A 14,763-nucleotide genomic window follows, 5' to 3' on the forward strand; every position below is an offset into this window, starting at 1 on the left:
GTCAACAGAGCTTTGTCCTCGACAGGATGGACCGCTGCATTTTTCCACTGCGCCTCGCTGCGCCGGACATAGCACAGGGCATCCCGCTCGGCCGGCGTGGACCGGCTAGTGCACGCGCGGAGGGCTGCTGGCATTTCCGCGATCCCGGCTGTGGGCGCGACGCATGGAGCTTGCCCGCGGCGACCGACGCGGCGGTGACCCGGTCAGCGGTCATGTGGGACCGCGCCTTCTCGCACATCCGGCATCACTTTGGGGGCCACCCCGCGTTCTCTGGTATCCGGGACGCCCTCACCGGTCGCGCAGTCGCGGTCCGCTTCGTCGAGAACAGCGAGGCACTGGTAGCGGTCGATCTTTCCGACGGATTCATCGAACTGACGATCGACAGACTCTGCCCTGCTGCCTCAGGACCCGAAAACGGACCCGCAGCGCTCGAACGCAACCTGTCGCAGGGCGGGCTGGAACTCCTGCTTGGACTGGGGCTGGTATTCGTGTTGCTCAGGCAAGTGGGTACTCCCCCGCGCCGCGGCCTCGAATGTGTCGCCGAGTTGTTCCTGGAATTGCCTCCCGACCAGCGACGCCTGATCTCGCGCGCGCTTGAACTCCGGGAAATCGATCCGGGCGTTCTTTTCTCGTTGTTTCTTGCCCGCATTGAGTCGGCGTCCTCACCCGAAGACCGGAAACTTGCAATCAGCTGGCTACTCGGACAGGACCGGGTCGATCTCCCCTACGATCGCGCCACGGTCACCCGGATATTGAACAGCGATGGCGACGCGGACCGGAAGCGCGCACAGATCTATGCCCAATTGAGGGCCTATGACGCCGCCGTGGAACAGCGCAACATCGAGCGCATCGCCGCGGAAGTCCGGGAGGCCGGTGAATTTCTGGTCTTTGGGCGCATGAGTCGCGCCTTTCTGAATCAGGGTCTGTTACTCGCCGATGCCGTCCTGCTGAAACCGGCCCCGACTTGGCCTGGGCTCGCGGAGCGGGTAGACGGGCTGTCTCCCGGGGACCGCGAGACCGCGAATGCCGGCGAATGCCTGCGTCTGCTGCTGACGACCGACCGGGAAGTCCCCCTGACCCAGTTCGAAGGGGCGCTCGAACGTTTCGAAGAAGCCGCTCTCGAAGCCCTGCACCGGGCCTTGCTGGAATCACTGCAGCCGGCACGCGCTCGGGTCGAGAACCATGCCGAATACGCCGACGACCCGCAACCGCCATCGACGCCTCACACCGCGTTCGAGTCGGCGCGAACGCGCCTTAATCTTGCCGATCACATCAGGGAAAGCGCACTGCAGGCAGACAGTCGGGCCGCCGCCTACGTCGTGATCAGCCAGCGCCCGTCCTCCACGGGATCGCACCTCCTCGTCAAACTCAACGAATTCGAGGACCCGTACGCCGGCAAACCCGACAATCTGCGCAAGCTGTTTCGGCTGGCCGGAGATCGGCTATATGGCAGTCCGGATTACCGCTGGCTCGAAGTAGCCGATCATTGGATCGAGGCCATACCCTTGTTCATCAGGGAAGAAATGAGCATTGTGGAGGGCCGCGAGACGACTCGCACCGTGGTCGATATCGCGGCAATGGAAACCGCGTTCCGCGAGGAAATGGCGGACCGATGGGCCTGCAACCTCCAGCGTGTGCTCGTCAGCGAGTGGCTCGCATTGGCCCGGCAAACCCTGGCAGACGGCGGCGAGGCTCTGGACGATGCCACCATCCGGTCCCGCCTCGCCGCTCTGGGGACCGACCTGCGTGAAATCGCGGCACTCGGCGTGCTGTTCGAGGAGTGCTATCGGCGCGACGTGGAGGCGGTCCAGCGATGCATCGAACAGGAGGATCTGGATCCTTACGAAGCCGCGCGGCTGATTTTGTCAAAGGCCGACCTCGTGACCGAGGCGCGTGATCGCTGCGCCGAGACGGGGTCTTGGCGGACGGCGGTCGAAGCTACGCTACGCAAGAGCGGTTGGCGCGGCGACTTCGCGCAGGCAGTCGCCGCCCTGGTTCCCGCAGCGCTGGCACCACGCCGCCCGCTGCCGGCATTGCACGTACTTACCACCCAATCGGCAGGCATGACCGAGGGCTACATCGAGACGTGGCTCGAAGAGTCGATGGCGCTCTACAACCTGGTAGAGCACCTGGGTCTTCAAGGCGTCGTGGAAGCGCGCAGGCAGTTCCAGGCCAATCGGATCATGGCTCTCTGTCGTAAGGTGGTCTGCGAAATGGGGTACGAGGCCGAAGTCGAGGAACTCGTGGCAAACGACGAGATGTCCGAGGCGGAAGCGTCGTATCGCGTGGTGCGCCGCAACCCGTCGCTCGGTGACGAAGTGGCTCGCCTCGGGACGTTGCTCGAAATGCTGGAAACCCCGGAGGCCGCGACACCGGCCGACTGTGTCGATGATCCGGAATTGGTGCGGTCTATTCTGATCCAGGAGGCAGCCGAACTGCGCGCTTCAGCCTTGGCGCGGTTGACCCATCACAAAGGCTTGGGTTCTTCCGCTCCTGAAGACCTCGGCAGCGGACGGGAGGCCAGGCAATGCGCGATGGCCGAAGACGAAGCGCTCAGCCGCGACCTTGATGCCTTCATTCGACTTGAGGCTCGCCGCCGCGCCCTGGCGAGGCTCGATGCGGCGCACCCCGACCTTAAGCTCGCGGATCGCTGCCGCAGCTTCCTGCGCCGGTGGAAAGATCTGGAGAAGACCACCGCGCGCCGGACGGTCATGTCGGCTCAGGGCCTAGGCCACTTGACGGTCAGCCCGCTCCACTCCTTTCGCGCGACCGGTGGTCGCAAGCGCTATCACCTCCTGTATACACCCAGCCGGGTGGATCTCGGCGCCCGCGAGCGCGAATCGGTCGAGAGCTGGTCGCAATGGGTAGGCGGCGCCGACCGCGCGGCGGCCCGTGTCGGACGGCAGTTCTACCAACTCATCAACAAAAACGTTCAAGTCTTCGAGAGTCTTGCTGAGCCCGAGGTGCTGAAAACCGGGGAAAACGCCTCGATGGTCGCCCACTACGCATTCTCGAACGCGTTGTCCATGATGATGGCGGTGACGAGAAAGGGCGACATCGAGGTCATGGCGGATCAGATGAACCGCCGGCGGGATCGCCGGGTCCATCCGGCCGGCGAAGGCTACGGCGGTTACTGCGTACCCAAGGATGGGCTGTTTCTGGAATTCGTGCTGAGTCTTGCGCGAGAGGAAAAACTTGCGCAGATCGGCCTCCCGGCAACCGACCATCAGTCGGTGCTGAAGCTCGCGCGAGAGTTGCTGGATCGGCGTGGGGACTTCTTGTCGCCACTGGATTGGGAAGCCCTGGCCTCGGAACGGATGCAGCGGGCGGCTGTCAGCGAAGCCGATTTCTCCTCGGCAACGTATCAGGCGACCCGCATTGCAACGATTCTCGACAAACTCGGAGTCCCTGAGCTGCGCGATCCTGCACGCGTCGCGGCGACGCTGGCCGCTCGGTGGAGCCTGCACAAGATGGTCACCGGCGGCGAGCAGATCAACCGCTTCATGCCATTCTTCAAGGTTTGGCTAATCCGACAGGCCCTTTCTGAAGCTGCGGTCCGCGCGCCGGGCGGCACCCGGGATATCGAATCCTCAACCGTGGTGCTCACTGGTGAATACAAACCCGACACCCAGGATGGCCGCTTCTCGGCGGGGATGCGCAAGTTCGAAATCCTCTCGGGAACCGGAGGTCACCTGCTGTCGGCGCTGGATGCCGAGGGGCAGGATCTCGCCGCGCTGCTGGTCTTCGGGTATCGCCATCTGGAGGCCAGCGGTCGGCACGCACGCATCCTCGAGTGGCTTGACGTAACCCCTGCCGATCGGGCCAACGCGACCCGACTGGATGAATTGTTTCCGAGCGTCAACCCGCCGGCCGAGATCCGTGTCGTTGCGCCCACCGGTCTGTCGACGCTGGACCTGATGAACTACACCGGGGACAGCGGCCTGATCGACGCAGCCGACCGTGCGCGTACCGAACTGCTCGCCGCCGGCTACGGCAGCGCGGAAATCACGGCCAATCTGGCGACCCATGGGCCAAGGCTCTTCGCCTGGGCCAGCCGGCAGGGGATCGCCCCGGAGCGGAGGCAAGCCCTTCAAATTCGTCTGGGCGGAGCCCTGCACGCACTCGCCCTGGCCGAGCTGGGGCCAGAGACCGACTACCCAATCGCCTTGCGCGGGGCAGACTTGCTGGACGCCGGCATCCCGCACCGGGCGCTGCTGGACCTTCTGGCCGATCCGGGTCATCTGTGCGACCTCATGCTGGATGGCAACCCGCGGAGTGCGCTGGCCATCGTCGATGGTACCTCCGGCGCGCGGCCGCGCGCGATGAACCAGCTCGACGTGATGCTCTGGTTCGCGGCCGGTGACAGAAGGGGCCGCGAACCGGTCTACGTCGCCATCGGACTGGGCGCCGACACGATCGAAGGATGGCGCGCAGCGATGCGCCGCCGCCGGCGCCTTGCCGAAGAACTACGCTCGGCCCTGACCGGCACCAGCCGCATCCCGGCGCTGAAAGTCTACGAGACCATCGTCCGGGACCTTCGGGACGATGCAACCGCTTCCGTTCAATTAAGCGAAGCGGAGCGGCTGGCGCGCAGCGGGCGCCTGCGTGAACGGGACACGGTCTGTGCCCAGGCACTCGCCCGGATTGTGGGCGGCCTCCCGCTCGATGCGCTGGACTTCAACGGCTTTCTGGCCTTGGGCGGGTTCTTCCTGCTGGTGGGGGACGAACCTGACGCCATCGCTGCCTGCCGCTCAGCGCTGGCCCCGGCACTGCCGGGTGACGGTGGGTCTCTCGACATGTCCTGGCAGGTGTTGCTGCCCCGAGCCGCCCGTCAACAGACGAAGCCGGCGCGGGAACACCGCGGCGTCGAAAGCTCGAACAAGGCGATGGAGGAGGGTTCCGCTGTTGCGCTGGCAACGAGGCGCCAGCTCAGCGAGCGACTGGCCATAGCTCGTGGACTCAAGGAACGCAAAACCGCATTTCGCGCAGTGGCGGTCGGTGGCAATTTCAGCGAAGCCTACGACCGCGCCATGTCCGAAATCGGCCCGGGTGACAAGCCTGTCGGCGAGGGCCCGTTCGGACGCTTCATCGCGTGGACCCGACAGGCCTTGTTCAATCTCGCACAGGAACTGGATGACGAAGCGTTGCGGGCCGCATTCATCAACCGGGTCGGCACCCTTTGCGATGGCGGGCGGATCGACGCTGTCCTCTGGCAATCCATCGCCGGCGGCTACGAAGACATCGGAGACTTCGGACGACTGGCGCAGCAGGTGACCGAGCGCTGTCGGCAGGCAAAAGGGAGCCCGGAGCAGCACCACCGGGAACTGATGCGAGTCGCCCGGGGAGCTGAGCTGTTCCAGATACTGCTGGCAATCGACAGCATCCAGGCGGCGGTCGAGGCACTGCCTGACGGCGGCGACCCGGCGCCCTTATGGCGCGCGTTGGCAGAGTTCTTCGCGAAAACCGTCAACGACCATCACTATGAGTACCGTCCCTGGCTTTACAGCCGTGGAATCGGTTTCGCAAGCCTGAGCGGGAACGAGCTATACCAATGGGCCGTAGAGCGACACGCCTGGCTGCATCGGTACCTGCGCGCGATCGCGCTGCGCCATACCGAGTTGCGGGAGCTACCGGAAAGCGAACAGGATGCCCTGCTGGGCAACGCACTGGATGGAAAAGTGGTCGAATCGATCGGAGCAGAGGCCGATGATCCAGTCGAAAGGATCTGGCGAAACTATGGTCAGTTGCGCGAACTGGCGTTCATCCGCAATGACGGCTTCCCGCTCCCCCACGTCTTCACGGAGTTCGACCCCGAACTGATCCACGCCCGCTCGCGCGTCAATCATATCGTCGCCGCGCCGGTCGGCCGAACGCACTTCTCGCGCATGCTGGCAGAGGGGCCCACGCTGAATCGCGAGTTCGAGGCGAACGGGCGCTTCGGAGCCAACCTGATCATCAGCCGCACGCTCACGCTGTCGCCCGACGAGCGGTCCGGACGGACGCTCGTGCAGGTCTGCAGCGGTCATTTGTACGTTGACGCCGAAACCTTTCGGCAAGCCTGCGCACGTTATCGGCCCGGAGCGACGGTCCCGGACATCCACCCGAAAGGGATTCGTCTCGCGGTGCGGTTCAGCCGGCCGGTGCTGGCGAGCCTGGTCTATCCGTTCCATGGCGACCCGATCTACACATCCGGCGCTTTGGAAGATGCCGGTCTGCCATATACGGTGCAATCGCTGTTCCACACCTGGACGACCTATGACAAGGCCAAATACCCCGAGATCTTCCGTGACTCCGGGGTCGAACTTCCAGCGGAAATCGACTGGCTGGCCGCCTGGACCGCGGAGCGGGATGAAGCTGCCGCCAAGGCCTACATTCGGGAAGGCCTTTCGGGCACCGGCTACGCGGGGCTCGCTGCCTTTGCCTCCATGCACTCGTCGGTGATCATCAAGGATGCCGCGGAGTCGGGCGGACGGGGAATGCGGATCTTTCAGTTGCGAACTCCCGGCACCGGGCTGGACGCCGCCCAGATGGCTGCCGCAGTGGACTTCGTCTACCAGTTATCTCGATCACACAACGTCACCATACAGGAACTGATTAACGGGTCGCCGGAGTTCTGGGCGACCGAGGCATTCATGGAGGAATTCGTCCGTAGACAGATCGTCGACTGGGGCCGCCCGATCGAACGGCGGTGCGAACCTTGCACCCCGATCTATGGCTCGATCCGCGTCATCGTGTCGACCGATCGTCCCACGATGTCGGACCCGGAGGTGAAATGGCACCTGTCTCACTGGATCGCGCTGTTGAGCCAGCAACCCATCACTAACATCGGTCGGGGCGGCAGCCTGCAACAACTCGGTCCCGAGTTCATCCGAGCCTGCCATCGCGACACACTGCTACGGCGACTGTCCGATGCCGCGCGTCGAGCAGCCGAAGCACTGTCGAACTGTGAAAAACACGTTGGAGCGACCTATGAGCGGGAGAGCGGGAGAGCAGTGGGAACCGACCTGACGGGCGTGTCCTACGGCCGGCCTCGCTATCTCATGTTGGATTTTCTCGTCGTGCCGGTTTTCGCAGGAAACCCTGAACGGGTCGAAGTCCGGGCGACTCACGATCGCTCGGGGCACCGGACCGGCTCCGAGTTCCTGTTGATACGCGGCAAGGAACGCTGGACCGACGAACCGCTGGATTGGCGCGTCGTTTTGATCGAGCCGAATGTCGGTGTCGGTCTCTGGGACCGCGTGGCACTGCGCGAGGAAGCGCGCGAGAGGGAGCGCGCGCGGGCTGCACACCGCGAGCCGGACTGGACCCGGGTCGGTGAGCAAGCGCGGATCGTGCTGCGGGATCTGCATGCAGCCGGTGAAGAATATCTGCAAACGATGATTACCAGGAGTCTCCATGACCGATTACGCTGAGAGGCCAGAGCGTCCTGTCGCGGCGCTCTGGCACGCGTGTGGCTTGCTGGAAGCCGCCGGCGCCGTCCCATTGCAGGCCACCGATGCCGTCAGCCTCCTGACTTATCGCACTCGGCTTGAGGTCCGCCACGAGCGGTGCGGGATCGCAGCCGCAGGCGCCAACGCACCCGGCCAAATCCGGCCTGCGTACGGCCACGATCCCGACGCCGAGTGGCGGCATCACACGGCCTCAGAGGCCGGGCCGGAAGCGGCGGCCATGCTGCGACTGCTGTCATTCGGACAGAAGGTCCGATAAATCCTGCCCCGCGAGCCGGAACAACGCGCGGAGAACCGGTGGTCGCGACAAGGTACCCGTTTACCAAACCGATGACTCCGTCCCCGGCCGCGCTAATCCGGCACGCGGTCATCCACTCGGCCGCGTGCGGGCTGGTCCAAGAGTTTTATCCACTGGCGGTGGACGCCTATGTAAGGGACATCGACCGCCACGGCGCGCAGCGCTTCCAGGTGCTCGGTGCGCATGTCGACTGGGTGGAACGCAACGGGTCCATAAACCGGGCCGTGACCCTCGACCCGGAGCGCGATCGGCTCGTCGAGCGTGCCCTGGATCCGCCGGTGCAGCCGCATAGCGTTCAGTTCCTTCCGCTCGGCCGCCGGGAACAGGAGCTGCACCGCACCCTTTCGCAATGCTTCCGTTGTCCGCAGGTAAACCCCGGCGCTGCTGCCGAACTGGCGGACGACAAAGCCGCGACACTGGCCGGCTGGGCCAAGCTGGGACTCAGGGTTCCGAACACGCGCCGCATCGGCCCCGACCATGCCGCAACCGCGTGGAACTTCATGGCGACCTTTGGCGACAGCGTGGTGAAGCCGAACGATGCCACCGAGGGTCTCGGAGTGACCTTACTGTCGGCCGACTCGACCCATGTCAGCACGCTGTCACAGGCATTGGACTGCGCCTGGCGCTTCGGAGTTACCGCGCTCATACAGCAGCGCCGCGACGCGCTGCTGTATCGCGCTCCCGATACCGGAACGACACACACCCTGGCGCTGCGCCTCAACGTTGTGTTCGATGGGCGGCGACATCGCGTGACCTCGGGTTTCGCGCAGGTCGGCGCAGATGCTGCGCAGCCGGCTTCCTGCGGACGGGGCGGTCGCATCGTGACACTGGCAGAGGCCCTCGACAATCTGATCCCCCGGCATGCGCCGCCCTACGCGGTGGCCGGCCTGGATGAATCGCTGTGGGCGGAAATCACCGATCAGGCCGAGCGAGCCGCCGGCCTGTTCGGGACTCTGCTGCTGGTGGGTCTGGACGCGGTCCTGGATGTGAGTCCCTCCGGCCGGGTCCTCGCGGTCTTTGTCGAAGCCAACCCTCGGCCGGCCGGTTTGTGCCATGCCCGGCTGCTGTCGGGCCTACCCACCAAAAGCGATCTTCCGGGCGTGGGACTGCAGCTATGGGACTGTCTGGAAGCCCGCTGCTCCACTCCATACTCGGACGGCACGCACAGCGACTGCCTGGCCCCGGCCGGCACGACACCCGGAGTTTGATCCGCGGGGTTTCGTGCAGCGGGGCGCACGGGCTCCCGTAGTGTTTTGGCCAAACTCTCGATTACCAGGCAAGTCGGGTGGTCTGCCGGGCGAACTCGGCATGATCGACTTCGGGCGACATCCCTCGAGAACACCGCGCCAAGCTCGCACGGGAGCGTCCAGGCGATGCCTCGTAAGCCGCTCAGAACAGGCGCTTGACGTCCAGGCTCGACACCATCAGCAGTCCTTGTACGACGAATACCGCGGGCCAGATCTCGAGGGTTTCGGGCAGGACGGTGCCGATGGCTGCCAGCGCAGGAAAGACGAAGCCATTGACAGTGATGGGCACGCCTACGAATCCGCTGCTGTCGGAAATGTTGTAGCGCGCAAGCCGGAGCATGCCGCAGGTAACGAAGGCGACGAGGATGCTCGTTTCAGCCCAGTGCCAGCCCGTCCTGGCGAAGTACATGCAGGCCGGGGCGACGCCAAAGGACACGAGATCCGCGAGTGAGTCGAGTTGCTTGCCGAACTCGGACTTCTGCTTCATCCATGCTGCGACCTTGCCGTCCAAGGTATCCAGAACGAGGGCGACGAATACCAAGCCCGCGGCCCACAGCGGATTCCCGTCCGCGCTGATGAAGATCGCCAGCATCCCGCACGTCAAGTTACCGATCGTGAACAAGTCCGCAACCTTGACGAGGTGCGCCATGCTAGCCATACGGTTCGTGTTTCCTATCGTCGGAGTGCGAAAAAAGGTGAGGGACAGGTCTCACCGTGATCGGCGCAGCCGCGGACGCGCGAAATCCCGACGCATGACAAAGTGCGGGAAATCCGTCCTTCGCGCTCAGCGAGTGGCGAGGACGCATTCGCACGGTACTCACTGCTTATGACACGCTTGTGAATCACTAGCCCGCCGAGAGGAGCTTGTTTGAAGCCGTTCCGCGCCAACCCTTAGGGAAGGCGCGGTCCAGCAGGTGTTTCAGCGCGACCGAGTCCGACAGCGGTTCCACGCTTCTTGCAAAGGGGAACCACAGGCGATCCCCCGGGGCATGGGAGCAACGCACGGGGGAGTCCCCCACTGGCTGGACCGAAACCTGCCTAGATCACCGTCACGCGGACGGATAACGTCGTTCAAGGTCACGCGCGTAGCGATCAATCGTCCGAAGAGATCCCGCAAACAGCCGTGGTGCGTGGCGCTCCAGGCGAGCTGCCAAGGGTGCGCCCGCGCTCGGCCACAGTATGAGTAATCCGAAGATCCAGAACGGGGGAACACCGGGCACACCCAATTCGCTGACCAGCCCCGCTACCAGCAGCAACCAGCCGACATCTCGCGGCAATCCGGCGATCGTATCGAAATACGCATCGGCAGCGCACCGCGTCGCGCGGTCCTCATGGACCGCACCCGTCTCGCCTTCCACGCAACCACCAACTCGGCCGTCCGGCGCTGCGGCCATCGCCACCGCACTGTGCCCAGGTGCCGCGGGGCCTGAATCGGCGCCATCGGGTACCCCGTGCCGACACGTATCGGAAGCGCTGTCGATACCTTGCATCCGGGTGACACTCACCAACGCGAAATCGGTGCGCGACGTTAACACCTGACTGTTACATGTGTACCCGCGCGCGAAGATACGCCGCCGGCCCGTGCACTCGCGGCGCCCGCCGGATCGTGCAACGTCATACGCCTGACTCATGAACACGAAATACTTGGGCCAGTTCCACTGACGCCGTCGTCCCGCCTGGGTGCTATCGGCTTCAATGCTTTCCTTTCTGCTCGGTCGCAGGCTTCTCGAAACTTGACGAACGGGCGCGCCACCGTTAGCGGCGCTGGGGCCCGGTCCGACAGCGGCTACGGTGGGTGGAACCCGTACACCGCTGCCATGCCGAGCGGCGTTACCAGTGTTATCTGTTGACTGTCACGAAACCGTCATCTCCGAGACTTAACGTGACGTCAATGTGTTGGCTTTACCAATCGAAGAGGAGTGGTTTGACGTGAGCATCCGTCCGTTTCTGGCTTGCGCCCTTGCGATAACGATGGCTTCGGCCAATACCGCCTCGGCGGAAGAGAAATTCCGCCTGACAGGCTCCGGGGCCAGTTTCCCGTTTCCGCTCTACTCGTCCTGGTTCAAGAGCTTCAGCAAAGCCCACAAGACAGTCAACATCGACTACCAGTCGAAAGGCAGCGGCGCCGGCATACAGGACTTCCTGAACAAGACGGTCGACTTTGCGGCCAGCGACGCGGCCATGAAGCCCGAGGAAATCGCGAAGGTGCCGGGCGGCGCTGTCCTGCTGCCGATGACGGCCGGCGAGCTGGTTTTGTCATACAACCTACCCGGCAACCCCAAGGATCTGAAACTGCCGCGTGACGTCTACCCGGCGATGTTCCTCGGCAAGATCACCAACTGGAACGATCCCAAGCTGGCGGCAGCCAATCCCGGCGTCAAGCTGCCCGACCTGCCGATCACCGTGGTCCGCCGCGCCGACAGCAGCGGCACGACCTACGTTTTCACCAACCATCTCAGCGCCGTGAGCCCCGAGTGGAAGGCGGGGCCCGGCACCGGCACGTCGGTGAATTGGCCCAGCAGCGACAAGATCGTCGCCTCACCGAAGAACGACGGCGTCACCGCAACCATCAAGCAGACGCCGGGCGCGATCGGCTATATCGAGTATGGCTTTGCGATGGGCGCGAAGATACCAATGGCGAGCCTGCAGAACAAAGCCGGGGCCTTCGTCAAGCCAGGGGCCGAAGGGGGTGTCGCAACCCTGGCGAGCGTCTCCTTCCCGCCCGATCTGATCGCCTGGGCACCGGACCCAGACGGCGAAAAGTCCTACCCGATCGCCAGCTTTACCTGGATGCTGTTCTACAAGGACAACGGCAATCCCAAGAAGGCCGAAGTGCTGCGCGACATGGTCGAGTACTGCCTGACCGAGGGACAAAAGGTCAGCGGCAAGATGGGCTATATCCCGCTGCCGGAAAATGTGGTGCAACTCGTCCGCGCCGGCGCCAAGGCCATTCAGTAAGTTCCTCCTGATGGAATTTTGGGGGCGGCGCCGCGGCCAGGAAGGCACCGGTCGTCCCCTTCTTGTTTGAATTTAGCGACGCGAACCCTATGAACATGTTCGAACAGGCGCGCTCCGCCGACTCGGTTTCCGGGCCACCCTCCCAAGGCGACTACTTCTTCGATCGGGCCTTTCAGTGGCTCGCCAAGGCCTTTGCCTGGGCCATACTGGCGGTCGTCGCCGCGCTGCTGCTCGAAGTCGGCAGCAAGGCGATACCGGCGATCAAGGACTATCACATCGGCTTCCTGACCTCGACGACCTGGGACGCCAACAAGGATCAGTTCGGCATCCTGCCCGAGATCTGGGGCACGCTGTACAGCTCATTTCTCGCGCTGATCATCGCCGGCTTCTTCGGCGTGATGATGGCGATCTTCCTGACCCAGGATTTCCTGCCGCCGCGGCTCGCGGCAATCTTCCGGATCATCGTCGAGTTGCTCGCCGCGATCCCGAGCGTCGTGTACGGCCTTTGGGGCATTTTCGTCGTGATCCCGGCGATCCGCCCACTAGCCAACTGGCTCAACGAAAGCTTCGGCATGATCCCCTTTTTCAGTACCAGCCTCAGCGGACCCGGCATGCTGCCGGCGGCGCTGGTGCTGGCGATCATGGTGCTGCCGACGATTGCGGCAGTGTCGCAGGATGCGCTGCGCCTGGTGCCTTACCGGATCAAGGAGGCCGCTTATGGTCTCGGTGCGACGCGCTGGGAAGCAATCCTCAGGGTCATGCTGCCCACCGCGTCTACCGGCATATTTGGCGCCCTGGTGCTGGGCTTCGGACGAGCGCTGGGCGAAACCATGGCACTGGCGATGCTGGTCGGCAATTCGAACCAGATCAGCCTGTCGCTATTTTCGCCGGCCAATACCCTGGCCGCGCTGCTCGCGCTGAACTTCCCCGAAGCGGGTGAGACCGAGGTCAAGGTACTGATGTACGCGGCCCTAGTGCTGATGCTGATTACCCTGGCGGTCAACGTGGCCGGCACCGCCATCATGACGATGACCAACAAGCAAGCGGGAGGCAGCCGATGAGTACGAACAATCCGTTCGATTCCGGCGCCGGCGACTGGCAACCGCCTGATCTGGGGCGTTCCCTGACCGAAGGGCGTGCGCTGCGCAGCACGCTGCTCAGCGGTTTGGCGTGGGCCTGCGCCCTGCTCGCCAGCGTCCCGCTGCTGTCGGTCTTGTACATGCTGATCGTGCGCGGCGGCAGCCGCCTGAGCCTGGAGTTGTTCACGGAACTGCCGCCGGCCGGTTTCGAGGAAGGCGGCGGTTTCGGCAACGCCATCGTCGGCACCTTCGTGACCGTCGGCATCGGTGCGTTGATCAGCATTCCATTCGGGATTCTGGCAGCGGTGTTCCTCGCAGAACTGGGCCCGGACAGCAAGCTCGCTTCCTGGGCGCGCTTCTGCGCGAAGACTCTGACCGGTTTGCCGTCGATTCTGGCGGGTGTGTTCGCCTACGCGCTGGTCGTGCTGACCACCGGCACCTACTCAGCGCCGGCCGGCGGTGTCGCACTGGCACTGCTGATGCTGCCGACGGTCGTGCTGACCGCCGAGGAAGCCATGAAGATGGTGACACAGAAGATGAAGGATGCCGCCTACGGAATGGGTTGCACGCGGACGCAGGTGATCATGAAAGTCGTGCTGCCGACCGCGCTGCCCGGGATCCTGACCGGCGTGATGCTGGCGATTGCACGCGCTGCTGGCGAAACGGCCCCGCTGCTGTTCACGGCCCTGTTCAGCAATTTCTGGCTCCTGGAAGAGGGCGAGATGCACCTGATGGCGCCGATCGCGTCGCTGTCGGTGCTGATCTACAACTTTTCCGGTATGCCCTTCGACAACCAGATCGAACTGGCCTGGGCGGCCTCGCTGGTCCTGGTGATGTTCGTCCTGATCTTCAATATCGTGAGCCGAGTGTTCGGCCAGAGCAAAGCTTAGGCAAAAGAGGTTCCCCATGAGCGCCGTATTGGCTAACGCCCTGAACCCCATGGGTTCGCCCGCTGCCGGAGTCGTCATCGATTGCCGGCTGGACAAGATTTTCTACGGGGATTTCCTCGCCGTTCGGGACAGCCACGTACCGATCCAGAAGGGCCAGATCACCGGGTTCATCGGGCCCTCCGGCTGCGGCAAGAGCACCGTGCTGCGCAGCTTGAACCGAATGAACGATCTGGTCCGCGGCTTTCGCTTCGACGGGCACGTGCATTTCCACGGCCAGGACGTCTACGGCGCCAATGTCGACCCGGTCGTCGTTCGGCGCTACATCGGCATGGTATTCCAGCAGCCGAACCCATTCGCGATGAGCATCTACGACAATGTCGCGTTCGGCCTGAAGCTCAACCGCTTCAAGGGCGACATGGACGAACGCGTCGAAAAGGCGCTGCGCAAGGCCGCCATCTGGGACGAAGTCAAGGACAAGCTCAAGAACAGTGGCCTTTCGCTGTCGGGCGGTCAGCAACAGCGGCTGTGCATTGCCCGCGCGATCGCCACCGAGCCGTCGGTGGTGCTGATGGACGAGCCCTGCTCGGCACTGGACCCGATCGCCACGCGCAAGATCGAGGAATTGATGCTCGAACTGAAGGAGAAGTACACGATCGCCCTGGTCACGCACAACATGCAGCAGGCGACGCGGGTCGCCGACAAGACGGCCTTCTTCTCCGTGGACATCTCGAAAGGCGGGCGCACCGGCTATCTAGTTGAACTCGGCGACACCGAGCAGATCTTCGAGGACCCGAAGGAGGAACTGACCAAGCAATACATCAGCGGCGAATTCAGTTAGGGAGA

Annotated in this window: 9 protein-coding genes; 7 read left to right on the forward strand and 2 right to left on the reverse strand. The window is 64.0% G+C overall.

Features of this window, described 5'->3' with window-relative positions:
* Positions 1-26: 26 nt before the first annotated feature.
* The 3 genes from ACW73L_RS16115 to ACW73L_RS16125 all read left to right on the forward strand — a co-directional run bounded on the left by ACW73L_RS16115 (position 27) and on the right by ACW73L_RS16125 (position 8,954).
* A complete protein-coding gene (locus ACW73L_RS16115) occupies positions 27-7,412 on the forward strand; it encodes a hypothetical protein (protein ID WP_498923469.1) in 7,386 nt (2,461 codons plus the stop codon).
* Positions 7,396-7,707 carry a hypothetical protein gene (locus ACW73L_RS16120; RefSeq protein ID WP_498923471.1) on the forward strand — a complete coding sequence of 104 codons (312 nt, stop codon included), beginning with the start codon at positions 7,396-7,398 and terminating at the stop codon, positions 7,705-7,707. Before ACW73L_RS16115 ends, ACW73L_RS16120 begins: the two co-directional genes overlap by 17 nt.
* A gap of 71 nt (positions 7,708-7,778) precedes the next feature.
* A complete protein-coding gene (locus ACW73L_RS16125) occupies positions 7,779-8,954 on the forward strand; it encodes an ATP-grasp domain-containing protein (RefSeq protein ID WP_498923473.1) in 1,176 nt (391 codons plus the stop codon).
* A 181-nt stretch (positions 8,955-9,135) separates the two neighbouring features.
* On the opposite strand, the gene pssA is transcribed toward ACW73L_RS16125, so the two are convergent.
* Positions 9,136-9,651, reverse strand: coding sequence for a CDP-diacylglycerol--serine O-phosphatidyltransferase (gene pssA / locus ACW73L_RS16130; RefSeq protein WP_498923474.1), 516 nt, complete (start codon positions 9,649-9,651; stop codon positions 9,136-9,138).
* A gap of 391 nt (positions 9,652-10,042) precedes the next feature.
* Positions 10,043-10,351: a hypothetical protein gene (locus ACW73L_RS16135; protein ID WP_498923475.1), complete on the reverse strand. Its 309-nt coding sequence runs from the start codon at positions 10,349-10,351 to the stop codon at positions 10,043-10,045.
* A 571-nt stretch (positions 10,352-10,922) separates the two neighbouring features.
* Between ACW73L_RS16135 and pstS the strand changes: the two genes are divergently transcribed.
* The 4 genes from pstS (at position 10,923) to pstB (ending at position 14,758) form a co-directional block, all read left to right on the forward strand.
* Positions 10,923-11,951 (forward strand): phosphate ABC transporter substrate-binding protein PstS, encoded by a 1,029-nt coding sequence (pstS, locus tag ACW73L_RS16140; protein WP_498923476.1) that lies wholly within the window; start codon positions 10,923-10,925, stop codon positions 11,949-11,951.
* A gap of 89 nt (positions 11,952-12,040) precedes the next feature.
* Positions 12,041-13,012: a phosphate ABC transporter permease subunit PstC gene (pstC, locus tag ACW73L_RS16145; RefSeq protein WP_498923477.1), complete on the forward strand. Its 972-nt coding sequence runs from the start codon at positions 12,041-12,043 to the stop codon at positions 13,010-13,012.
* Positions 13,009-13,920 (forward strand): phosphate ABC transporter permease PstA, encoded by a 912-nt coding sequence (pstA, locus tag ACW73L_RS16150; protein WP_139556513.1) that lies wholly within the window; start codon positions 13,009-13,011, stop codon positions 13,918-13,920. Before pstC ends, pstA begins: the two co-directional genes overlap by 4 nt.
* A 16-nt stretch (positions 13,921-13,936) precedes the next feature.
* Entirely contained in the window at positions 13,937-14,758 is an 822-nt protein-coding gene (gene pstB, locus ACW73L_RS16155; protein ID WP_498923478.1) for a phosphate ABC transporter ATP-binding protein PstB, read from the forward strand.
* Positions 14,759-14,763 lie beyond the last annotated feature (5 nt).

Source organism: Methylolobus aquaticus, from assembly GCF_054172105.1.